Annotated in this window: 17 protein-coding genes; 15 read left to right on the top strand and 2 right to left on the bottom strand. The window is 51.7% G+C overall.

Going from position 1 to position 24,084, the window contains the following annotated elements:
• The first annotated feature begins 1 nt into the window (after window position 1).
• From M8N44_RS00425 to M8N44_RS00450, 6 genes are all read left to right on the top strand, one after another.
• Window positions 2-2,503, top strand: coding sequence for a ligand-binding sensor domain-containing protein (locus M8N44_RS00425; protein WP_102729169.1), 2,502 nt, complete (start codon window positions 2-4; stop codon window positions 2,501-2,503).
• On the top strand, window positions 2,503-3,948 hold the full coding sequence (locus M8N44_RS00430; RefSeq protein ID WP_022396270.1) for a hypothetical protein: 1,446 nt from the start codon (window positions 2,503-2,505) through the stop codon (window positions 3,946-3,948). The genes M8N44_RS00425 and M8N44_RS00430 overlap by 1 nt, the downstream gene beginning before the upstream one ends.
• A 23-nt stretch (window positions 3,949-3,971) precedes the next feature.
• Window positions 3,972-5,381 (top strand): hypothetical protein, encoded by a 1,410-nt coding sequence (locus M8N44_RS00435; RefSeq protein ID WP_102729170.1) that lies wholly within the window; start codon window positions 3,972-3,974, stop codon window positions 5,379-5,381.
• 679 nt (window positions 5,382-6,060) lie between these two features.
• Window positions 6,061-7,821 (top strand): (E)-4-hydroxy-3-methylbut-2-enyl-diphosphate synthase, encoded by a 1,761-nt coding sequence (ispG, locus tag M8N44_RS00440; protein WP_102729171.1) that lies wholly within the window; start codon window positions 6,061-6,063, stop codon window positions 7,819-7,821.
• Window positions 7,822-7,851: 30 nt separating this feature from the next.
• Window positions 7,852-8,502: an SDR family NAD(P)-dependent oxidoreductase gene (locus tag M8N44_RS00445; RefSeq protein WP_102729172.1), complete on the top strand. Its 651-nt coding sequence runs from the start codon at window positions 7,852-7,854 to the stop codon at window positions 8,500-8,502.
• A 329-nt stretch (window positions 8,503-8,831) separates the two neighbouring features.
• The gene (locus M8N44_RS00450) at window positions 8,832-10,016 is read left to right on the top strand and encodes an acyltransferase (protein WP_102729173.1); all 1,185 of its coding nucleotides are present in this window, start codon (window positions 8,832-8,834) and stop codon (window positions 10,014-10,016) included.
• Window positions 10,017-10,084: 68 nt separating this feature from the next.
• On the opposite strand, the gene M8N44_RS00455 is transcribed toward M8N44_RS00450, so the two are convergent.
• Window positions 10,085-11,362, bottom strand: coding sequence for an alpha/beta hydrolase family protein (locus M8N44_RS00455; protein ID WP_102729174.1), 1,278 nt, complete (start codon window positions 11,360-11,362; stop codon window positions 10,085-10,087).
• An 84-nt stretch (window positions 11,363-11,446) separates the two neighbouring features.
• Between M8N44_RS00455 and M8N44_RS00460 the strand changes: the two genes are divergently transcribed.
• From M8N44_RS00460 to M8N44_RS00475, 4 genes are all read left to right on the top strand, one after another.
• Entirely contained in the window at window positions 11,447-12,661 is a 1,215-nt protein-coding gene (locus M8N44_RS00460) for a beta-ketoacyl synthase N-terminal-like domain-containing protein (RefSeq protein ID WP_146021214.1), read from the top strand.
• 24 nt (window positions 12,662-12,685) lie between these two features.
• A complete protein-coding gene (locus M8N44_RS00465; protein ID WP_022396263.1) occupies window positions 12,686-13,846 on the top strand; it encodes an aminotransferase class I/II-fold pyridoxal phosphate-dependent enzyme in 1,161 nt (386 codons plus the stop codon).
• 19 nt (window positions 13,847-13,865) lie between these two features.
• Complete coding sequence (locus M8N44_RS00470) at window positions 13,866-14,399, top strand: hypothetical protein (protein ID WP_022396262.1); 534 nt, start codon at window positions 13,866-13,868, stop codon at window positions 14,397-14,399.
• 126 nt (window positions 14,400-14,525) lie between these two features.
• Window positions 14,526-14,981 (top strand): hypothetical protein, encoded by a 456-nt coding sequence (locus tag M8N44_RS00475; protein ID WP_102729176.1) that lies wholly within the window; start codon window positions 14,526-14,528, stop codon window positions 14,979-14,981.
• A gap of 14 nt (window positions 14,982-14,995) precedes the next feature.
• Here M8N44_RS00475 and M8N44_RS00480 read toward each other — a convergent pair whose 3' ends face one another.
• Window positions 14,996-15,208 carry a hypothetical protein gene (locus tag M8N44_RS00480; RefSeq protein WP_180975284.1) on the bottom strand — a complete coding sequence of 71 codons (213 nt, stop codon included), beginning with the start codon at window positions 15,206-15,208 and terminating at the stop codon, window positions 14,996-14,998.
• A gap of 19 nt (window positions 15,209-15,227) precedes the next feature.
• Here M8N44_RS00480 and M8N44_RS14085 point away from each other — a divergent pair, with 19 nt between their 5' ends.
• From M8N44_RS14085 to M8N44_RS00500, 5 genes are all read left to right on the top strand, one after another.
• Window positions 15,228-15,386 carry a hypothetical protein gene (locus tag M8N44_RS14085; protein WP_417001680.1) on the top strand — a complete coding sequence of 53 codons (159 nt, stop codon included), beginning with the start codon at window positions 15,228-15,230 and terminating at the stop codon, window positions 15,384-15,386.
• Window positions 15,387-15,700: 314 nt separating this feature from the next.
• On the top strand, window positions 15,701-16,252 hold the full coding sequence (locus M8N44_RS00485) for a hypothetical protein (RefSeq protein ID WP_022396259.1): 552 nt from the start codon (window positions 15,701-15,703) through the stop codon (window positions 16,250-16,252).
• Window positions 16,253-16,829: 577 nt separating this feature from the next.
• Window positions 16,830-17,615 (top strand): hypothetical protein, encoded by a 786-nt coding sequence (locus M8N44_RS00490; RefSeq protein WP_102729178.1) that lies wholly within the window; start codon window positions 16,830-16,832, stop codon window positions 17,613-17,615.
• 95 nt (window positions 17,616-17,710) lie between these two features.
• On the top strand, window positions 17,711-23,305 hold the full coding sequence (locus tag M8N44_RS00495; protein ID WP_180975285.1) for an RHS repeat-associated core domain-containing protein: 5,595 nt from the start codon (window positions 17,711-17,713) through the stop codon (window positions 23,303-23,305).
• A 6-nt stretch (window positions 23,306-23,311) separates the two neighbouring features.
• Complete coding sequence (locus tag M8N44_RS00500; RefSeq protein ID WP_146021215.1) at window positions 23,312-23,860, top strand: hypothetical protein; 549 nt, start codon at window positions 23,312-23,314, stop codon at window positions 23,858-23,860.
• Window positions 23,861-24,084: the final 224 nt, after the last annotated feature.

Consider the following 24,084-nt stretch of genomic DNA (forward strand, 5'->3'; position numbering starts at 1 on the left):
TATGTTTCTGATTGTTAGATCTTATTTATTTATTTGGATCTATTGTTTTTTATACATGGGCATTCCTTCAAATGGCGGAGAATTGCCTGCTTGTCCAGCTTCCTTTATTACGTCTATCGTTTGCAACCGTTCAGGAGATATTTGGGTTGCGACGGAAGGGAAGGGATTGATGCGCTTGCCATACGGAGGGGAAAAATGGGAGCAGCAAAAAGGAAACGGGCTGCCTGATACAACAAATTTCTATGCTCTTCTCGAAGACAGGCAGGGGCGTATCTGGGTGGGGACAGACAATAAAGGAGTGGCTGTGTGGAATGGGAAATCATGGCAACAGTACAACCAGTCAAATGCCTTGCCGGGGGAGAGGATCTTCGCCATGGCTGTATCTCCTGTCAGTGGAGATGTGGCTATTGCTACTTCCGGCGGCCTGACTGTTTATCAACCGGAAACGGAATCATGGAAAGATTACACAAGGGCGGAAGGTTTGCCGGAGGACCAGATTGCTTCTCTCTCCTTTGATCGAAAAGGAACTCTTTGGGCAGCTTTTCAAACTTCCGGAGTGGCTTCAGCAGAACCTTCCAACGGATATTCACGGTGGAATGTAGTGCAGACAAAGTGGTATTGGGATACGCTGCAGAGAGTTCGCCAACCATTTGAAGCCAGAGGGAAAGGCCTGCCTTCAAATTTTTGCAACGCGATTTGTGCCGAATCGGGCTGGATTTGGGTAGGCACCAATTCCGGACTCGGGTACTCTAAAAATAAAACAGACTGGAACTTTCTGAGGGGCAGGGACTATGGGGCGAAAAATGAAGGACTATGGAAACCGGATGAGAAAACGTCTGTCCGGCATGCTCAAAAACTCTTGAAAATGAACCGTAGGGAAAACAATGACGATTCTCTTTTGCCGGAGGATTATATCACCTGTTTTTATCCGTCTTCCCAAGGGATGTGGATAGGATTCAGGGAAAAGGGCGTTTCTTTTGTGCGGAAAAATTTACAAAAAATTCAGACTGTGGATATGCCCTGTGACGATGAAGTGGAAAAATTGGTCAGCGTGACCAGTTTTGCTTCTCTGCCGGATGGCAGCTTGTATGCCGGAACGTATGGAAAAGGATTATTGCATTTGGGCCATGTAGAGAGAAAACGGATTTTCCCGTTGAATGATGTGAAGCATCCTTCTTTCCCGGGCATTGGACAACTGTCGGAACTTTTAAAAACCAGGACAGCAATTGATGGAATGAAAAAAACAAATCCCCCTGCAAAAGCCCTTTTCTGGTATGAAGACTGGGCTACCCGGGGCGACTGGTGCGAACGCTATGGACGGAGTTACATGCTCCTGTGCGGAGCTGCCGGTCCTATGGGTTCCGTCCTTGAGGCTTTTGACAATGCATACAGATGCGAATCCGTCAAGGGTCCACACGTCAAAGTGGGTGAAAGCGGTGTATCCGGAAAAGTTATCTGGGAAAATGAACGGGGTGACGAAAACATCCTTTACTGCCCCATCAGCACGACCAGAACGCTTGCCCGGTGGAGTGACCGGGGAGAATCCGTAGACAGAGACTTTGACGGTCCGGACCTTGGCGTGCTGATTCAGGTTCCGGACAAAAAACAGCTCCTCTCCTTTTATTTTTATGATCCAACCCCGCTTGCCGACAATGATCTGGACAACAGCCTCAAGGATTACATACTCGAAATCAGAAAACTACCTGCCAATTTTGATTTTGACTCCTTCCTGGGACTTGGAAAAGAGGAGGAAGTTCAGGAAGAAGACTTATTCCGGGAACCTTCCTATGACGGGCTTAAGGATTACATACCCCTGCCTGTTCTGGCGCGAAGCAGGGTTAAATCATTTGCCGGATGTGGAGTTTACAAGAATTTCATCGTCGAAGGCTCAGGGTGGTACTACGTCAGAATATTGAAAAACTACTCAGTTTCTACAACCCTCAACGGAGTATTTATCTCATCCCTGGACGAAACGAAAATTGCTGTCGACAAACTCCTGGAAAGACTAAATCAAAAATCATTCTACTATGGGCTTTGCATACCATCTCCCCCTCCTTTGAACTCCGAGCAGGCAAGTAAACTTTCTTCTAGCCTCTTAAAATTATGGGCTGCCAGCCAAGACATGAGGCTGTTAAACGGGAAAGAAATCTTCTCATCAAGAAAACTTGGAATTTATGCCTACAGACACCTTCTTGCTACCCAGGCTCCAGATGAAATCAAAAAGAACTGGAGATGGAGACTGAAAATATGGGAAACGGAGGACAGGAAGGACTTCCGGCAACAAATGAAAAAAGCGTGGGCCAGTTTGCAGGATACGGTCTATTTCTACAGATCTTCTGAATGGGCTACATTCGCGCCGGATACCACCATTCCCTTTTCAGTCGATGAAGTCAGAAAAATGTCCGCTTTGAAAATTGATTGGAAACAGTATTTGCCGGGTTCAAACAAGAAACCGGAACTTGACGTTCAACAAATGAAAGAATGGTTAAAGAATAAAAAATAATGAGCATTAAATTATTTACTGCCATCTTCTTGCCGGCATTACTGTTTCATCTGATGCCGTTACACGCGGCGGAGGATTACAAGTGCGAAGTAAAAATAACTCCTGGCGAGAATGTCGCCATGTCCGAAGATGGGGATAAAGCCATACTGGACAAGCAGGAAGGCAAAGTTTACAAATTTAAAGCTGTTGCCAAATTTACTCCTGACTCAGAACAGGAATGGGTAGAATACCGATATGGTAAAACAAGAAAGTATATATGGGAACCTGCGCCAATCATGACGAGCGACCCTCCCAGGGGAAAGGGAGGATTTTCTTCTACGGGAATTTGCTCTCCCAGTGAAGAATACTGGGGAACTGAATTCAAGGTCAAAGTTAAGGTGAACATGGGGGTGGTCGGTCCAAAGAGAAAAAGAGAGGTGGCCGAAGATGAAATGGATGCCATAGCTCCGTTAATTCAAATACAGTTCGCCAAGTTCAGGGAAAATGCCGGGGGCAATGGTTTCACCATTCACGATCAATTCAGAGGGAAGCCTGTTCCGGTTCCGGAATTCAAAAGGGAGGATAAAACACCGGATGACGATAAATCACCCGTAGGGTACTATGCAGGGGATATTCCTTCCTTTACTGTCACCTTCAAGGCGCTGCCGGACTCCATGAAAACAATCAAGGCAACGTGCACCGACGGAATATTTGCCTCTGAAGCAACTGAATTGTCCATTGCCAATGGAAAAGCCGAGGGTGTCGTCACCGCCAAGGAAGCCGTGGAGAGAAAATGCCGGGGACGCGCAGAAAATGCATCCTGGAGTTTCTCTGTTCTGGGAGTGAAGTTATCCGCCAAGGAACAAATGACCATCAGCAAATGCTATGTTCTTCTTGACAGGGGTAATCTGGACAAGCCTTGGAAAACCCTGCTGAAAACAGCTTTTGGGAAGTGGAACTTCAGCGGAGCGACCACCCATGATCAGCTTATGGACAGGCTTAGTCGCGGTATATCCAACAGTGCTTCTTATTACGATGAATGGAACCCGGAAGTGGGAAAAACCGGCTCCCTGTATGTGGATCAGAAACAAAACCCCATGCCCTTGTCGGTAGCCGGAATGGTAGATGCCATCGACAAAGGAACGGCAAAAATCATCTGTGTGGAAGCTGCCGGTCTTATGGAATATTCTGCGTCGGTTCTCGGCTCGGGCGGAGTCAGTTCCAGAGGAGTCGGGTGGACGGAAACTAGAAAAACAACAAACGCACAAGGACAGGAGGAGACAAAATCCTGGCGCTCCGGCCATGCCTGGTGCCTTTATGGAGGTAAAGTACATAACCCTGTTCCCTACAATGCAGGTCCTACCAACAAATCGGAAAGTGATTACATAAAAGACGATTTGAAATCCGATGAAAACAGGAGTAATTTTACCGAACCTGGCGGCTGCTACTTCTCATTTAACAAATAACCATCATGACTTGCACGCACAGTATGAAAATTCTCCCCTTTTTCTTCATTGCCGTAACCCTCATAGGGCAGATTCTTCATGGGGCGCCTGTTGCAGGGAATGACCTGTATCCCGGCCAAACAGTCTGGGAAATAAAACCGGCCGCAGTATGGAACCAGACCACCATAAAATCCAATCCTGCTGAGCGCAAGGCCCGTCTGTATAACCTGTATGAGGAAATTAAACCAGGCGGGAATCCTGTTCCTGGACAGTCCGAGGCGGCAAAAGACATGGAAGGGCTCAATATATCTCAGTACTACCTGGGATGGGACTATGAGCAGAATTACTGGGTCATTGTCGATATCATGGGAAACGTCTACATGGCCGTCAAAATGTTCTACTCCCCAAACCCCGTCTACAGTCGTCAGAAAGCAGTAGATGAAATGCTTGTCTCACAAAAACAGGGACCTCCGGTCAACCGTAACCGTGAATACCGATGGACCATGTTTGGTGACGGTATAAAAATGGCATTTCTGCAAGTCCCGTTTATTTTAGACGAAGATAAAAAATTATGTGGGGAATTCTTTGCAGAACAGGAGGGGTTTTCCCTCATTGCCGCTGACCACTGGTTCTTTCCGCTTATTAGAAAAGAGCTTAAGGATAAAGAACTTTTTGAAATATCAGAGACCATACTCGCCGCACTTAATGGAAAACGCCAATTCGGGTATTTTCCGAAAAGGACGCGGCAGGCGGTGAAAAAGTGGAAGGATATTTCAAAGATGCCTTATCAAAAGAGGACCAGGCATGAAGAAGAATTAAGGAAATTAACAAAAGGCATGCCCGAGGGCTTATACGACAGGATTGATCGGAATGCTCGTGAGCTGCAACGGAATGATAATATTCTCAACCTGAATATGCCGGACGGGAACGAAGACAAGGGGCCTGAAATGATACCCAATATTAATAGCGGCATCGGAACGGTGCGCTGGCTCAAGAAGCACGTAAATATCCCTTTTATTGCGGAAAAAGGTCATGACGAATCTCATATCAACGGATGTTCCGGTACTTTTAGCGTGAACAAGAATGGACGGGATTATCCCGTCACCTACACGATTCTGCATCTTCATACGAAAGACCAGGCCTTGAGAGCGATGTTCGCGATGCAGGCGGAGCAATCAAAACAACTTATCAAGCCGGATATCCTGAAAAAAATCCTGCAGGTACATCCCGGTCTGGTGGGAGATTACGATGTCTGCCTCAAACCGGTAATCAATGAATTGGGAGTCCCCGTACCCCAGGGAGAATACTCCTCAATTAGTTTCATACGGGGTAATACGGCCGTTATGCTGAAAAACGAGACGATGGATATTTCCGTTTTGCCATTGGCAAAACAAATGGACGAAGCTTTGCTTAAGAATATGCAGTTGTTCATGAAACCCGAAGAAACACGGTAGGTTTCTTGTGATTGAAATTTAATTGCTTAGCGAATATTGGCAAAATAGCTCAAGTTTGGAAGTGCGTCGATTGGTGATTCGAGTCCGGGTAATGGGAAGAAGCGCCAAAGAAATAACGCAGCCCTATGATGTTAAAAGGAACCACTTTATACAATCTGCCCAAACGATGCAGGGAAATAGGGAAGTGTAACCGCATTTCCCAGGTTGTAACCCGGTTCCGGATTCAGAAGGGCTTTTAGTTGCGGAAAAACTTGTCTGATGCCCGCTCTTTTTCCTGATGCCGTTGCCGTTATGGGTAACTTGAGAAGTGACAGGGATTGATGAAATGATGCGATTAGTGGGAACCGGCAGTGCTTTATCTTTTTTAGAGTCCTGCCTTGACTCCCATGGAGGAAATGTGGTCCAGGGTTAATTTTTTGTGTGTCAAGCCAAAGCTTGTTCCCGGTGTTGTTGAGGGGAGTTTTACCTGCTTTTTTTCTGCTATTCGCATGAAGACATTCCTGAGCGGTTCAAACATGATGGTTATTCTTGGTTATAGTTAATTTGCTGTAAAGCGTATCAAGTCTTCGTGCAGCGGGAACGGCTCCGTTCCCTTTTCAATGTTGATGGGTTGACGTGAAAAGGCTTTCCGTTTTTGAAGGATGGTTGACAGGGGAATCTGGCGCGGTAGAGTGGTTTCATGCAGTCTTCCTATTGTCCGAGTCCTTACCGTTATACGCGCCGCGTGACCCGTGAAGTCATGGTGGGGGATGTGGGGGTGGGCGGCTCCAATCCCATCCGGGTCCAGTCCATGCTGACGTCCGATACGCGGGATACGGATGCCTGCGTGAAGGAGGCTCTGGAATTGGCCGCGGCGGGGTGCGAGATTATCCGCCTGACCGCCCAGACCAAGGCGTATGCGGCCAATCTGGAGAATATTTCCCGTGAATTGCGCGCGGCGGGTTGCCATGTGCCGCTGGTGGCTGATATTCATTTCAAGCCGGACGCCGCCATGGAGGCCGCCAAGTGGGTGGAGAAGATACGCATTAATCCTGGCAATTTCATCGACAAGAAGAAGTTTGAAGTGAGGGAGTATTCGGACGCCGAATACCGTGAGGAACTGGACCGCCTGAGGGAGGAGTTTACGCCCCTGGTGCTGTTTTGCCGGGAGCATGGCCGCGCGATGCGCATCGGGTCCAACCACGGCTCCCTGTCCGACCGCATTCTGAACCGCTTTGGCGATACGCCGGAGGGGATGGTGGAGAGCGCGATTGAGTTTGCTCAGATTGCCCGGGACTTGGATTACCATTCCCTGGTGTTTTCCATGAAGGCTTCCAACGTGAAGGTGATGGTGGCCGCCTACCGCCTGCTGGTGGAACGCATGAATGCCTTGGGGCCGGACTGGAATTATCCCATTCATCTGGGGGTGACGGAAGCCGGGGGCGGAGAGGACGGCCGCATCAAGAGCGCGGTGGGCATCGGGTCCCTGCTGACGGACGGCATTGGGGATACCCTGCGCGTTTCCCTGACGGAGGACGCCGTGCGGGAAGTGCCTGTGGCCTACCGCCTGTCCAATCCGTTCCAGCCGTCGGAGCGTTCCGATGATCCCGTTTCTTCCTTCCCCGAACCGGAGTTGAGCTATGATCCCCTGAAGTTTTCCAAAAGGCAGGGAGGGCTGGCGATGTGTTACGGGGTGCGCCTGGGCTGGGAGCAGCCCGTGCGCGTGGTGGTGCCGGATGCGGGGTTTTACGCCCTCCAGACGGAACGGGATGCGATGGGGGACATGATGCCGGAGCTGGCCTTCGGCCAACTGGAGGCCATTGAGGTGGACCCCCGCTGCGGTGACGAGCTGGAGCCGCTGAAGGAACTGGCCGAACCGTCCGTTGTCACCGTGAAGAACGGCCTGGACATGGAACCCGTGTATGCGTTCCGCCTTCTGGCTTCCCGCATGGAAGACAGGCACCTGATTCTGCTGAAGGATACGCTGATGCCCGGTTCCGTTTCCGATGAGGACGTGCCGCTGGTGGCCGCCCGCAATATCGGCTCCCTGCTGAGCGACGGCATTGGAGATGCCGTGCTGATTCAGGGGGAATCGGATCCCCGGCTGGCTTCCTTCCTGGGATTCAATATTTTGCAGGCTACGGGGACGCGCCTGACGCGTGCGGATTACGTTTCCTGCCCGTCCTGCGGACGCACCTTGTACAATATTCAGGAGGCGACGGCCCGCATCCGGAAGGCTACGGAGCATTTGAAGGGCGTGAGGATTGCCGTGATGGGGTGCATCGTGAACGGTCCCGGCGAGATGGCGGACGCCGATTTCGGCTATGTGGGCGGCGCGCCGAACAAGATCAACCTGTACGTGAAGCACACCCCCGTCAAGTTCAACATTCCCCAGGAGGAGGCCGTGGAGCGGCTGGTGGACCTGATCAAGGAGTACGGGCGGTGGGTGAACCCCAAGTGAGGCTTTTAACGATTCCGGAGAGGTTCCAGCATGGGAAGGATGTTTATCAGCGGCGGCCACGGCGGTTTGGCGCGGGCTGCCGTGGAGTGTTTTACCGCCGCAGGATGGGAGGCGGATGCTCCGTCACACGCTGAACTGGACGTAGGGAACCGTTCCGCCGTGCGCCGCTGGTTTGACGAACATGCTCCGTATGACCTGGCGGTGTGCGCCGCCGGAATTACCAGAGACAGGCCATTCCTGAAACAGACGGAGAAGGAGTGGGACGAGGTGATGAACGTGAATGTGACGGGAGCCGCCTGGTGCGCCCGCTGTGCCGCCGCAGCCATGGCGAGGGAGAAGCGGGAGGGGCAGGTGGTAATGGTGGGTTCTTATGCGGCGCTTCGCCCGGCTCCGTCCCAGGCGGCCTATGCCGCTTCCAAGTCTGCGCTGGAAGGCTTGGTGAAGAGCCTGGCGCGGGAATGGGGAAAGGAGGGAATACGCGTTAATCTGGTGCTGCCGGGGTTCATGCTGACGGAGATGACGGCCGGGTTGAGGGAGAGCGTGAAGGAGTCTGCTTTGTCCAGGCATGTTCTGGGCAGGTTTAATACGCCGGAGCAGGCCGCGGCGTTTATTCTGTTTTTGCAGGAAGTCCTCACGGCAGCCTCCGGGCAGGTGTTCGATTTGGATAGCCGGATTGCCTGATCATGGGCAGCGGATTTCTTATCCGCGTTTTCATCAATGATGGAAAGGTTTTCCGAAAGAAAAGCCTTTCTTCACAGGGATGCAGCATGATACGCCATGTGTAAAAAGAATAGGAAATCCCTGGGAACAAGGGCCTCCCGGTCCTTGAAAAGATATATGAACAGGAGGATATGCCGCTTTCTCACTCCTGGGATTTTATGCTTTATCCGAAAGCCGGAAGCCTGCCGTTCCCGGCGGAATACCCTTAAACCAGCGGAGGTTTTTTCTCAAATACTTTTCCCTCAAGCTTGGAACTTGACCACGGATAAGAAATCCGTTGAAATATCCCCATGAGCTTGCTGTCGGCTGGTGATCAGGGAAAAGGAAAGTCTTCTTCCTATGGTAGTCTGGATATTCCCCTGTCGCGGAATTATGGAATAGACGCCTTGCGCATTGTCGCCATGATGCTGGTTTTGGTTCTTCATCTTTTGGCCGCCACTCATGTATTGCCGCTGGACAATCATGATTCCGCTTCCTACCGGGTAGGGTGGCTTCTGGAGATTGCCGCCTATTGCGGGGTGAATTGTTATGCGCTGATTACTGGGTATGTATGCTGTGACGGGACGTTCAGGTATGAACGCGTGGTTACCTTATGGTTCCAGGTGATTTTTTATACGGCGGGCAGTCTGCTGCTGGTGCTGCTGTTTTCCTCCCAGGTGGTTCATTTTAATGACGTCCTGAATTCGTTGTTTCCCGTTTTAACCGTCCAGTATTGGTATGTGACGGCGTATGTAGGGCTGTTTTTCTTTATTCCTTTCCTTAATGTCCTGGGGAACCGGCTTACCAAATCACAGTTCCAGTATCTTCTGGTTACCGTTTTTGTTCTGTTTTCCGTGGTTCCCACCTTGCTTCACAGGGATGTGTTTCCTGTAGAGGGAGGGTATTCCGTCTGGTGGCTGGGCGTTCTCTACATGCTGGGAATGTATATTAAAAAGCATGGCCTGTTGACTGGAATGAGGACGGGCGCCTTATGGATGCTTTATGCCGGGTGTGTATGTTTTGTCTGGGCGTTCAAGATGGTTCTTGACGTGGTGTCCCCGTACCTGATTGGACAGATAAGGGGCGGCGGAACGTTTATTGCCTATAATTCTCCGTTCATTGTAGGAACGGCGGTTGCCCTGTTCCTGATTTTTTCCCGCATGCGTTTTTCATCCCGCAGGACGGTTGCCTGCATTTCATGGCTGGCGGCCGCCTCGTTCAGTGTTTATGTGCTGCATTGCAATGTTTTGATAGGCAAATGGTTTTTATGGGATGTCTTTGAATGGGCCGCGTCTTCTTCCCCTGCGTTGATGGTCGTGAAGGTACTGGCAATGGCTGTTGCGGTGTATGCAGGCTGCTCCCTGGTGGATGCCGTACGGCGTTATTTGTTCAAGACTATGGACGTTAACAGGGAAGCCCGTGCAGTCGTCGGCTTTTTCGGGAAGCTGGGCCGTGCCTTCCGGAAAGTGTGCCGCAGATTGTTTCTGCATTCCTGAAGGCAGGGGAAACGTTCTGTTCCGTTATTCCGCACAACTCGTGTTTGAGAACGGGATGGTTTTCCCGCTTATTGCTGTCCCCTGCCTAAAAGGCCCTTGAGCCAGGGAATGACCAGGTCTTTTTTGAAGAAGTGGTTGCTCGGGTCCACATTGGCGAGGCGGAAAAAGGCGTCTCTGTCCAGCCCTGCGGGCAAATGTTCTCCGTGCCAGCGTTGGGCCGGGTCTGCAAAGCGGGGCTGGTGGCGGTACTGGAAATGGTCCGGCGCTCCGGCTGTGCGGTAGGCCGCGGAGATGAGTTGGAAGTCCCTGTCCAGACCGCCTTCCGTACAGATTACGGGGCGGGGAGCCAAAGCGGCCACAATGTCTGGAAAGTCAAACTGCTTCCAGAAACCCGGAATGAGGTGGCGGATGGAGTTGGGCGCGGAGCGCACTCCCCTGCTGCTGGGCATGGTCATGACTTTGGCGCGTTCCAAGGTACGGCACAGGAAGTCATTGTACACAAAGGCAAAGATGTCCGGATTCAGGACGCCCAGCACCATCATGGGTTCCGTTCCCAGGGAGAAGCCGCTCAGGATGATGCGGTTTTTCTGCACCCAGGGGCGTGTTTTTACCCAGTCCAGAACGCATTGGTCCATATAGGAGGTGTAGCCCAGCCAGCTCCAGTCCATTTCCAGCAGGAAACGGGCCAGGTTTTCATAGTCGTGGGAAGAGCGGCCGGCGGCGTGCTCGGCGTCGCCCTCCTCTCCCGTTCCGGCGTTATCCACCACAACGGCGGCCCAGCCCTGTTTGACGTAGTGGCAGGCCATGGCGTTGCTGCCCGGCTGCGGTACGGGGGGCTGGGCCAGGTCCGGCGACGTTTCCGCCGCCAGTTCTTCCTTGGTTTGATCAGAACCGGGGATGCAGAATAGCACGGGAACCGGATTTTTTTCTGAAGCGGTATCCGGAACAAGTACCAGAAACGGTACCGCAGCGCCCGGGAGGGGATAGGCTTCCCATTTTTCTACCCGGTAGTGTTCCCTCTGCACGGTTTTTACCAGGACGGGTGCGGGAAGGTTGTCATGAAGGGGGAATTTCATCAGTTTTTCCATGGCTTCCCGGACTTTCTTCTGCCAGGCGGGGAAGTCTTCCGGTCTCATGTCCGGAGAGAATGCGCATGCCGGCTGAATGTTTTCCAGCATTGTTTGCACGACGCCGCGGGAGGAGACGTGCCGCTGGTCGTTCCGGGAGGAATGGAGTACCGCCCAGTCAGCCGCCTGGAATTTTCCTTGCGGTGAGGAAAAGGAGAGGGAGGGAAGGCAAATGGCCATGAAGAGAAGAGATAAAAATCCGGCGGTCTGAATGGTCATGGGACTATGATTGCCATAAAAGGAAGCCCGTTGCAAGACGGCAGGGGTACCGTTTTTCCTGGCTGTTCCTGACGTACCGGAAGCTTGAGTTTTTCCGGGTGCGGCAGTAGTCTGGCCGCCGTCATGATTGCGGGGGGAAAAAGTCACGGAAGACCGGAGCCGCGGGTATGCGGCCTGGGGCTGGCTTCCGGCTTTGGCATGGGGGCGGCAGCCCATCTCACCGGAGTGAGGGAAGGGCGCAGCGTGTTGAAGCCGTTGAGGGAACTGTGGGGAGCGGGGCATCCGTGGGGCGATGTTTTGAGCGGGTGGATTCCGGACAGGAAGCTTTTATGCAGCCGCAGGAACGGCCCTGCCTCCCAGTTGGCGCTGCTGCTGGCGCGGCAGGCCGTGGAAGAAGCCGGTTGGGGAGAGGAAGAATTGAAGGATGCGGCCCTGATTGTGGGCAGTTCCCGGGGGAACGCCTCCGGCTGGCTGAGCCCGTGGCCCGGACGGCGGTCCATGAAGATTCTGGCCGTTCCCAATTCCCTGCACAGTGAGCTTGCCTCCTGCGTCAGCATTGAACTGGGGATTCGCGGGCCTTACCACGTGCTGGCGAGCGGCTGCGCCGCCGGTCTGGATGCCGTGGGCATGGCGGCCATGCTGATGCGTCAGGGAATTGTCAGGAGGGCGCTGGCTATCGGGCTGGATTTGCCCTTGTGCCGGGAGCTGCTGGGGACGTACTGGGCTTCCGGGATGCTTTCCCGCAACGGAATGAATGATCCCTACGGTCCCCATGCCGACGGCATGTGCATTTCCGAGGGAGGGGCGGCCATGGCGCTGGAGTTGTCTTCCGGCCCCGGCATTTACGTGAAGGATTATCTGGTGAATTCAGATGCCTACAGCCCGCTGGGAATGCCGGAGGACGGAAAGAGCATTGCCGCCCTGCTGGATGCCGCCCTGCGGAATTGGGATGGAAGAGTTCCTTTGACCGTCTGTCCCCATGCCAGTGGAACGGCGGGGAATGCCGCTTCCGAGCGGGCCGCTTTAAAACGGGTTTTTGGAACCGGCATTCCGGATTTAAGGATGATGAAGCCCTGGACGGGTCATGCCATTGGCGGCAGCGGCATTCTGGAACTGGCCCTGATGCTGGCTTTTATCAGGGAGGGGGCTTTGCCACCTAATCCTTTCTGGGTAAGTTCCCCGGCAGGTGCGGCTTGTGTTGCGGAAGAATTGCCTTTGGATGGGAGGCGGATGCTGGTTAAGTCCGCCGCTTCCATGGGCGGCCATAATGTAGTGCTGAGCCTTGACGTGGGCGGCTAACATGTTTCTGGAGCGAGAACGCTTATGAAGAATCCTGGACAGTTTTTATCAGAGTTGAAGTCCGCGGGACTGCTGCGCGTTCTGCGGAATGTGGATTGCCTGCCCGGCGGCATGGCCCGCATGGAGGACGGCCGGGAGGTAGTCAACCTGGCAAGTAATGATTACCTGGGCCTGGCTCATCATCCGGCCCTGGCGGAGGCTTTTTCCCGTGCGGCGCGTGATGGCGGGGCCGGGGCCATGGCTTCCCGCCTGGTCACGGGGACGCGCCGGGCGCATTCCGGTCTAGAGGAGGCCCTGGCTGATCTGAAGGGGACTGAAGCGGCGGTCAGCTTTTCCTCCGGTTACGCAACCTCCCTGGGGGTGATTACCTCCATTGCGGACCGGGAGGATACGGTGCTGATGGACAAGCTGTCCCATGCCAGCCTGATTGACGGGGCGCGGCTGTCCGGTGCCCGCTTGTCCACGTTCCTGCATAACGACATGGAATCATTGAGAAAAAAGCTGGAGCATTTGCGGAGCGCGAATCCTTCCGGCGGAATCCTGGTGGTGACGGAATCCGTTTTCAGCATGGACGGGGACCGCGCGCCTCTTCAGGAAATCGTGCGCCTGAAGGATGAATTCGGCGCTCTGCTGCTGGTGGATGAAGCACACGGATTCGGTGTGCTGGGAGAACACGGGGCGGGATTGGCGGAGGAACTGGGCGTCTCCTCCCGGATAGATTTTCAGATGGGGACCTTGAGCAAGGCCGCCGGGGTGAGCGGCGGTTATGTAGCCTGTTCCCGCGCCTGGGCGGATGTGATGATCAATTCTGCGCGGTCCCTGATCTATTCCACGGCTCCGCCTCCCGCCCTGGCCGCCGCCGCCCTGGCCGCAGTGGAAGTGATCCGGAGCGCAGAGGGGCAGGAACTGCGCCGTCATGTTTCCGTGCTGGCGGATGCCTTGTCCTCCGCGCTGGGAATGCCCGGCAGGCCCGTTTCCTCCATCTTCCCCGTGGTAATGGGAGAGAATGATGCCGCCCTGGCCGCAGCGGGTACGTTGCTGGAACGCGGTTTTCTGGCTCCCGCCATACGTTATCCTACGGTCCCCCGCGGAACGGCCCGTCTGCGCGTTACGGTAACGGCGGCCCATCGGACCGTCCAGATCGGGCGGTTGGGAAAAGCGTTGGCGGAGTTGCTCCACGGATAATAACATAATTACTTGAATAATGATGAAAGCGTTGTCTTCCCATTCCCTTCATTTGGTCCTGAGCCTGTTTTTCCTGCCGATGATCGTGGTGTATGCCGTGACCGGCCTGCTGTACATGGGCGGCGTGGACCAGCACTTCACTTCCCATGTGGAAGTGCATGAGCTGAATGCCGCCGACCAGCCGCCCTATGAGGATTCCTGCAGGGAACTGGAACGCCGTGGAGTAGCATTGCCGGAAGGAAAGGTAAGGCCGTTCAAAGGGAACTACCTCCTGGGTCCTATGACGGATACGCATGTGCTGTTCCTCAGGAAAGGCCATGCCCTCCGGGCGGAAGTGGTGGAGCCTGGCATTTACCCCAATCTGATGCTGGCTCACAAGGGGAAGGCGGGATGGTGGTTTACTGCGTTAGGATACGGGGCGGCTCTTTCCCTGATTATACTGTATGTTACCGGAATTCTGCTGATGTGGAAAAACCGCGGGAAGCGGAAATTAATGCTGGTCAGCGCCTTCTTGGGAACAGCCGCTGTGGTGGTGGGGTATCTGATGCTTTGAGGCGTGGAATGACAGCCGGATGTCCGGAATGGCAGAGCTTGCATCTTGACAGGAATGCTCTCTTCCAGTAAGGGAAGGGATGAAGGTTCCAAAGGGAATTTTCACTGAACTCCATAGAATAACACGATGATGAATGCTCCTGATTCTTCTCCCCCTCCGTCCTGCTGCAGCGGTTCCCCCTCCTGCACGGCTGCTTTGGTCCTCGGCATTATTGCCCTGGTGCTGGCGTTGATCGGATTTTTCCCGTGCCTGGGCTGGATTACCCTGATTCCTGCGGCTCTGCTGGCCATTATTGCCCTCATCATGAGTATTGTGGCTGTGAGCAAGGGCTCTCCCAAGGGCGCTCTTGTCGTCGCCATTATTGCGTTGGCGGCATCTGCCGCAGCAGGCATTGTGCAGGCATGGATGGCCAGCGCGACCGTGACTTACATGGAACAGCACCAGGATTATGTGGAAAAGAAGGCGCAGGAGATCCAGAAAGAGCTTCAACAGATGGAGCAGCAGAACCAGGAGCAATTGAAAAGGCTCAGGGATGCGGAGGATTCCTCCCCCGCTGATGAAACGGGTTCCCAGGACCTGTAGTTTCTGAAACGCTTTCAAGGGAGCACGGCGATGAATTGCATGCGCTCTGCGTGGCGTTCATGCCGCAATAGCTGGATGACCAGGAAAGTGTGGCTGCCTGCATGGGCCATCCTGTCCTTACTGTTGTTGGCGCCGTCCCTCATGGCCCTGGCAGTCAGTCCTGCCGGGATGAATTCACTGGCGGCTTCCGTGGCCGTGCCGCACCGGGAATGTCCTTTGTGCGGCATGACGCGCGGGTATGTGGAAATGGCCCGCGGAAATATACGCGCTGCATGGGAGAGGAACCGGGGCGCTCCGGTCTGGTTTATGGCAGGGCTGCTCAATGGAGGAGCTGCCGTGTTTTATCTGGCATGGTGTTGGCGGAGGAGGGCAGGCTTGGGGAAGAAAAATGGTCTTCCGGGATGAAAAAACAGCAGGCGGAAAGGGAAAAACAACTTCCTGACCGGTGCAGGGCCATGGATGTGTCATGCGTTTTTTGTCATACTGGCGATGTTCTGAAGAAGGCATGCAACTAGGGAAGCAGTATGATTGACCATGCAATCATGGTATTTATTTTTAGCGCATTGAGAAGCGTTCGGTCTTTGTTTTGACATGAGCCGGGGATGTTGGAACAGGAGAGAGCCGTCAAGGGGCAACAGGGAGGTTCCTTGACAGATTTTACACGCTTTCTTTAACATTAGAGCGTTTCCGTGTCTGGAAATCCAATGAAAAAATGAAAGATGAACAAAATAAACTACTCGGATCCCCGCCGTTCCGTCCCCGATACCGTTTCAACCATTCTTGCATTGGTTCTGGGTATTGTAGGATTGATTCTCGCGTTGCTCGCCTTTCTTCCATGTCTGGGGTGGGTAGCAATTGTCCCCGGCCTTCTCTGTGCCATTCTGGCTATTATTCTGGGAGCGGTAGCGGTAAAGAGGAGTGATGACAGGACGTATGGTTCTGCCAGGGGCGCGCTGACTTGCGGGTGTGTCGGCCTGGTGATCATTATTGGAGCGATCATTTATCAGGGCATGATTCTGGCGCCTGTGATGAAACAGGCGGATGCCCATACGGAGGAATTCACATGGACGGCTTGCAGCGCTGTGAGGGAGGCGCGGAAGGAAATGCACCCCAACGCATGCGAGGCGGTGGACCGTGTTATCTCTTTGATCGACCATCCGGAGGAAAGAAAAGAGACGGTGACGGAGAGGTTCCTGGAGGTAGCGCCACCGGCTCCAAGGGGCGCTACTGCCGTACTGGAAGGCCCGGTGCCTTCTGTTTCCGGTAAATGAGGCGGTAAAATCTTTGAAGGCAGGGCACCCGGTGTTCGTTTACCGGCTGTTTCTTCTGTCATGGAAATCCTGCAGGCAGGGCGGTTTGAAGGGTATTGCATGTCCATTCAAACCGCCCTTCTTCATGCACGCGGCAAAGAGGCTTTGGCTGGCGGAAACGTACGGGGCGGAGAAGGGTCTTTTTATGGGATTCAGCATATTGAGTCTTCCGTCGGATGAGAGGAAAGAGATAATTTGACAGGAGGGGTGGACGGAATGGATGCAGTTGCAGACTTTTTCCGGCAGTCTGAACGGCTGGTTGGAGAAGAGGGTATCTCCTGCTTGTGATAATGTCCATATCGGTGGAAATGGGGCCGGGTATTCATTTTCTTTTCTTGCCGAGGGGCAACGCGGAGGAAGGGCCGGAAGAAACGCATGAGAGGAAAAGACAGACTCATTCCTGCCACCGTGAAAATGCCTCAATTTATTTGAAACCAATGTCCTAGGCCCGTTAAAACAGCGTGCATTCATACAGGGTAATGATGAAGGTTGGAACTGATGCAACGCATCATTTCATTACAACTCAACGATTATCTGTATGAATGAATCCATATCAAATTCTCCGCAGCCTGATCCTGTGGAGCAGCCGGGAATCATCTTTTTCATTCCCTGCAAGGCAAACAACGCTCCTCTGCTGGTGGAAGCTGTACAGGGCATCCGCCGTGCCGTTCCGGAAGCGTCTGTCATTATTCTGGACGATGACCGGGCACGCTGTCCCCAAACCGTCAGGGAAGTGCTGAGGAACATGTCCGTGGAATGGAAAGTGCTGAAGAAAACTGATACGTCCTCCGAACATGCGGCCGCTATTCTGACTCTGATGGCTCAGGCTGTGCGCCATGAACATGATGTGCTGGTGCGCACCAAGCCGGACAATCTCATTCTCCATGCCGGTTTTTTAAGGGAATTTGCCCGTTCCGAAGCGGGATTATCCGGAACCTGTCTTCGGTCCGGCCTGCTGTGCAATGAACTTTATGCCCTGAAGCCTGCTGTGCTTCGGGCCATTCTCCAGCATCTGGAGCAATCCTCCTCCGTGATGAAATGTCCGGAGGGCGCCGTCATCCTGGGGGCGTTTACCGCCCTGTTCCCGGATGGGGCCCCACTCCTCGCCAGAGCATGGACGCGAGGAACCGGAGGTCCCCTGTGGGGGCATTACAACTGGACGACTTTTCCGTCTGCGGAATCCCTGGCGGACATGGACATGGTATCCATGAGCCGGCGTTATCAGGACAAGGTGGCGCGCCGCGCCCGTATCTCCGTCATGAGATGCCTGCGGAACGCCATCTGTAACCGTCCTGTTTCCGTGGACCGTCAACCTGCCGCCTGAACCTGACCCAAAGCATCTGCCGGGAATGGGGCCGGGGAAATTCCATGGCGGCGTTTTCCCTTATTCCCGGCAGGTGCCTCAACGACAATAAAACAATGAAAGAAATTGATAATCAGTTATCCACTCCGGAACAATCCGGAGGAATGCCCAGCCATCCCGTTACATTCGTTTCCAATGATGAACCGTCTCCGATGCCGTGGCCCAATACGTGGTACCCTGTCACTCCCATAGGGCCGGAGACGGAATACCCGTGCCCGTGTTCCGAGGGCGACTCCGGTACGGGAAGTACGGACAACAACAGCGTGGACTTCTCCATAGAATTCGGACGCTTTCCCAAGTGGCCGGAATTGAGTGGAGGCCGCCTGATGCTGAACCTGAACATGATGGATGCCGGGTTATGCTGGGGGACCGCTTTCCAGTACGAGCACATTTCCCAGCGCCGTCTGGAAGTGGCTGAAACCCTCAATGCATCCATCAGCCGCCCGGAAGAACCGGAAGACGTTTCCCGGGCGGTGGTGAAGACGGAAAAAGGATTTCCGCGTTATTACAGCTTTGCCTCTCCAAATGTTTCCGGGGCAGAGGTTCTTGGCGGTAGCCAGATGTTCCAGGACAGGATGCGGCGCGTTGTGGTGGATGGCGTTTCCTATCTGGAAGAAGTTCAGGAAAGCGGCATGACCATGCGCTTCCGCCCCAATTCCGCTATATTTGACCATATCGTGACGCCGCGCGGCGTGAAAATCACCTTTGCTGAACTGGCCGCGGAACTTAAGGTAGTCAGGCAGGACGCCTACGACGAACCCGGCACTGCGGTGGAAACTTTCAACTCCCTTTCCCTGTTCATGCTGAAGCAGGTGTGGAACAAGACGGACGGCTTGCTGGATCTAAGCAATGTTCAGAGCATTAGATGGTATGCCCCCGCAGACGTGACGGGGCGGCACAACGATGGCACGTATATCATCCGCAAAGGAGCCGTTCCGATCAAGACATGGAAGCTGTCCTGGTCGTTCGCGGATACGGAGACGATGGTCGCCAGGGCTGTGGATGAAGAAAATCCGGAAGTGACCCAGATGCTGTTGCAGACATTCCGTATTGAAGAACCGGGAGGTTTTATCAGTGAATGGCGCGCGGGCCTTTACCCGGACGATCTGACCCTGGTGAAAGGAGAGGGGGATGACGCCATCAGCATCGTCACCAGATGCCTTCCGGCGCCCGGCCATGAAAACCTGGTTGCCAAGGATATTAACGGACAGGCCATGGTGGCGGGAGGGTACTATACGGACAAGAAGGAAAAATTCAAGTATGTGTACAGCGGCGTGGCCGGAACCGAGCATGCCGTGCTGTGTTCCGCAGAAAAGGAAGTATACCAGCGCCGTTTGTACGGGGACGTCCTTATCTCCCGCACGGAAGGATATGGAACCCCGCTGGAAAGAACATGGACGTACGGATACGGCAGCGATCCTTCTTCCCCCAATTATGGCAAACGCATCAGGGAAACGCGCCCGGACGGAGCCGTGGTGGAGATGGAGTATGATTCCAACGGGAACGTGATTCAACGGACGGAGCCGTGGTATGGGGATATTTCTATGAGGACTTCCTATTCATATGCAGATGAATTGTTCAATGACCGGAGAATTTCTCAGGAGCTTGTAGAACTGGTATCTCCTCAGAGGACCGAATGTCTGGAAAAAACACAGTATGAATACAATAAGACAGAACAGGTTTATTCGAAAACCGCCACACGCACCTATCTGGGTTCTACAAATGTGGGTGTTCTGAATTCGGTAACTACGGTTGAGGAATGGTACACAGCTCATGACTGCGTGTATGCGCCAGGACGGTTGAAATGCAGATATCAATATGAAAACGTGCAAGATGTGGATAATCCTGATATAGTAAATAATGGAGAGGCCAGAAATATTTCACGTCGCGAATATTCTACCTGCAGTGATTATGGCGCTGTTTGGAAATGTACAGAGGATGACTATATAGATGTGGCGGATTCAGAAAAGTCCTCCAGGATAATTCGCTATTATGCAGAGAACGGCGATGAAATTGCTACAGACCATCAAGTTCATTTATATTCGCCGGGATTTGTCTCCATTGACTTTCGCCGGATGTCTTATGATCCTTCACATCGTTTGATCCGGACAGATTACGCCAATGGCTTGTATTCCATGATGGAATGGAGTTGTGCGGGACCGTTGTGGGAAACAGATGTAAGAGGGCTGCAGACGCGTTATACCTATGATGGGGCCAAACGTCTGGTGTGTGTGGAAAGGGATGCTGCCGTGGCTGTGGAAAATTGGAATGATGTAGATATGAATGCCGATTGTCCGGATAGTATAACGGAAACGACATACGATGGGATGGGGAGGATTTTGTCAGTGAGCCACTCCATAGGGGACAGGAAAACGACGGTTTCTTCCCAATATGATTTACTGGGAAGAGTCACTTCCCGGACGGATAAGATGGGGCGAACCTCCCTTTATTCTTATTCCCAAGACGGATTGACAATGACTGAAACAACATCGCCCGGAGCTACGCTGGTGACCAGGAAAGCTCCTTCCGGCCTGGTTGTGGAAGAGTCCGGCACAGGACGGGAGGCGCGTTATTATGAATATAAGGCGGACTGGTCCGGGATTTGGAAATATATACGCCGTCTTTCCTCATCCGGAGATATGATAGAAAATATTCTGGAAAATGCAGATGGCAAGATATTGAGAATTTTACATTCTAACGGCGCTGTGATGGTAGACCAGTATAACGCCGAATATAACGGATTCGGGCAAATAGTATGTGAACAGCAAAAGAATGAATGCCCGTTGTGGTACCATTATAATAACAGAGGAGAACTGACGGGATGGATGAGGAGTTGGAATGACTGGCCTGATAATTCTCCATACAGGTATTCAGTGGTTTCCCGTTATACCCGCCTGTCTTTTCCTCCTCCCGGATTGTCTGCTTCAGCGGTAAATGCTGTCTGGCGTATGGACTACGTACAGGCTATTTGTGAGGGATTGGATGCTGACTTCGAATATACATATACATTAGTCTCCAGAACGGACAGTGCCCTGCAATCTTTGGAGTCAGTCGTTATGAGGGAGAGGCTACCGGAATACCGTTCCATTTGGGAAAAAGTTTACAATGAAAACGGTAATATACGTGTTCTAAGGGGACGGAAGGGATGTGACAGGGAAGAGGAAGAAGTCATCCTGAACGGGGATACCGTACGCCTGATACAAATAGATGGGACAATGACCCAGTACAAGCGTACTTACAGTATGACCGGAGATATGCTTACAATCCGCGATGCCCGTGGTAAAGACATGACCATCGTCAACGATGCCACAGGAAGGGAAACAAGCCGAACGGACCAGGACGGAGAGACGACTACTACCTCCTATGATGCGGTTACAGGGCTGGCAAATTGTATTGTAACTCCTGATGGCAAGCAGACATGGTTTTCCTATGATTTTCGTGGACGCTTAGTGCAGCAGTATGGAACGGCTGTCCAGCCCATCAAATGGGAATATGATGCCATGGACCGTATTGTGGCTCTGCATACCTATCGTGCATCAGGATCTGTTCTGGATGCGATTCCATCCTCGGATTCCGATATCACACGCTGGACTTATGACCCTGTGAGTGGACTTGTGGTGAATAAGACTTATGCGGATGGTTCCATGACTTCGTATTACCATGATGACTGGGGGCGTCTGGGAACTCGTATCCAGTCCCGCGGAGTGACGACGGAATACCAGTATGATACTGTATCAGGAAAAATAGCTTCTATAACGCATAGTGATGGAACTCCGTCTGTGTCATTTTCCTATGATAGGATGGATCGGTTATCTTCCGTCCAGGATGCATCCGGAACACGTTCCTTTTACTATTGGGATCTTGAAGATATTGCCTACGAACAAACTTCTGGCATGGTAGCAAGCCTGCTTGAGTACCAGCGTGATTCTTTGGATCGTTCGTCCGGATATACGTTTTCTCTGAATGGAACAATGGTACAGCAGGTCGCTCTGGAATATGATGTCGCAGACCGCCTTTCTGCAATGTCGCTTAATGGTTCATCCTTTACGTATGGATATGATTCGGCTACGGGCTGGCTCAACAGTTTGACCTATCCGAATGGATTGGTTAGAAACACAGTGTTTCATGCCAATCTTCCTTTGCCGGTGTCCCTGACTTACGTGAAGGGAACTTCCTCCATTCCTGCGCTCAAGCACGCCTATACGTGGGACAGTATGCGGCGTCCTTCCGTACGGGAAGACTATGTGGGTTCAACTGCTCTTTCCCGTCGCCACACATATGGCTACAATGCACGAGGGGAATTGACGGAAGACACCATGAACGCGGGAGGAGCCTTCAGCTATGACTATGACAATATCGGCAACCGCCAGACGGCGGCAGAACAAGGCATTTCCAGTACCTATCGAAGCAATAGTTTGAACCAGTATGCTACTGTGACACATTCAGGAACAGCCTTCGCACCTGTGTATGACTCTGACGGTAATCAAACGAGTGTGAACACTTCCACAGGAATATGGTCTGTCCAGTATAATGCGGACAATCGTCCGGTGGTCTTTACACAGGGAAGCAAAAAGGTGGAATGTGTGTATGACTATCTTGGTCGACGTGTGGAAAAAGTGGAATATGATGGAAATAACTTGACCAGACGTACAAGATTCGCGTATATGGGATATCTAATGGTGGCAAGCATGGACTGCACGCAAAATACCTCCAATCCGCCCTTGCTGGGTACGTGGTTTTGGGATCCCTCTGAATCGGAGTCGACACGGGTATTGGCGATGTGCACGCACAATGCGGACAAGAGCGTGGCCACCACCCGTTATGTGGCGCATGACCTGCTCAAAAGCGTAAGCGCTCTGTTTGACTCCTCGGGAAACCGTCAGGCGAAGTTTGAATACACGCCCTACGGAGAAACCTTGAGTTCGGAAGGAATTAAGACCGCGTCTATGCCATTCCTTTATTCCTGCGAGTACCATGACGAAGACTTAGGTTTAATTTACTACAATTACCGCCATTACAATCCACAAGATGGTCGCTGGATATCCAGAGATCCGATTGGAGAAAAAGGTGGTGTCCATTTATATGGATTTGTAAAAAATAATCCTGTATTAATTAGTGAGTATCTAGGTCTGTCTTTTTCTTCCAGAGAAGAACGGTATGGAGATGGTTGCGTTTTAACACAGGACCCTAGTGATATTACAGTGACTGAGGAGTTTGCTGGAACACGGGAAACCGAAAGATATGTACGTAAAGTGTCTGAAGCAGTAATTGAAAAGCACACTAAACGTCCTAAACTTGTAAAAACCGCAGTTAAAGGATTAGATGCTTTAGGGATGTCTTTCACTACGGCGGCACCCTTTTTGCTTTCTTTACAGGTGAACGTAAAAGTAGAATTTACATGTAGGTGTAAATGCAAGTGTGAAGGTTGGTTAAAAAATGCGCTGTATGGAGAAGCAATTGCTCCAATGACAGGTTCATTTACAATTAATAGCAGAACCTTTGGTAACGGGAATCCATATACTGACGGATTGGGATCTATCAACAAGATACCAAAAAAAGAGGAAATTGAAGAAAAGAAACAAGAAGAATTCAATAAACTTTTTTCGTCAAAATTAAAAGAATGTGAAGAGAAATGTAAAAAGTTAAGATAAACTAGCATGAAATGTAATATAAGTAAATATTTTTTATGGAGTGCAACAGGGGTGCTTTTCGTTGCAAATATTGTTTGGAGTATAATTTTTCTTTCAACCCAGAATTCTGTATGTGATCCGGAACAGGATGATATACAAATGTGTCAGGAACAAATAGACCGACTTTCCTATATTATTTCATTATCTGCTGAAATGGCAGTATTGAGGAAAGAAAAGGGTGATATGAAGGAGCTTGAAATTCTCTTACGGCAAATTGTAGATCAGATAACTGCTAATGTCATAGCAAATTCCATCTATGAATTTGATGGAAAAGGCTTAGTGAAATTTGACTTAATGAATAAAATATTTAAAGGATTAGTAGATGCCGGCTTGATTGATCCGGAAATATTGCAAAGTCCATTAGGCATTTATGAAGATGCAAAAAATCATAAAATAATACATAACTTGTATTCTTTCAATGGTAATACTGTTAAAAAAACTATGACGGTGGATGAATGTAAAAATTTTCAGAAATGGTTTTATGATAAAATAGTGAATCAAGTTGAGAAGGATTAGTTTTAGTTTTTATTGACTTTACATCATTTAATGAGGTTGTTTTATCAAATTAAAGCAACCTCATTTTTTTTAATATCTAAGAGTAACACTGAATGTAGAAATGATCCAAGCTATGGCAATGCAATTTCGCTATTCCTGTGAATGCTATAACGAGAATTTGGGCTTAATATACTACATTAACTAATATATTGATTCTACTGTGTTATTTGATTACTGGCACTCAT

The organism is Akkermansia massiliensis (assembly GCF_023516715.1).
Lineage (GTDB): Bacteria > Verrucomicrobiota > Verrucomicrobiia > Verrucomicrobiales > Akkermansiaceae > Akkermansia > Akkermansia massiliensis.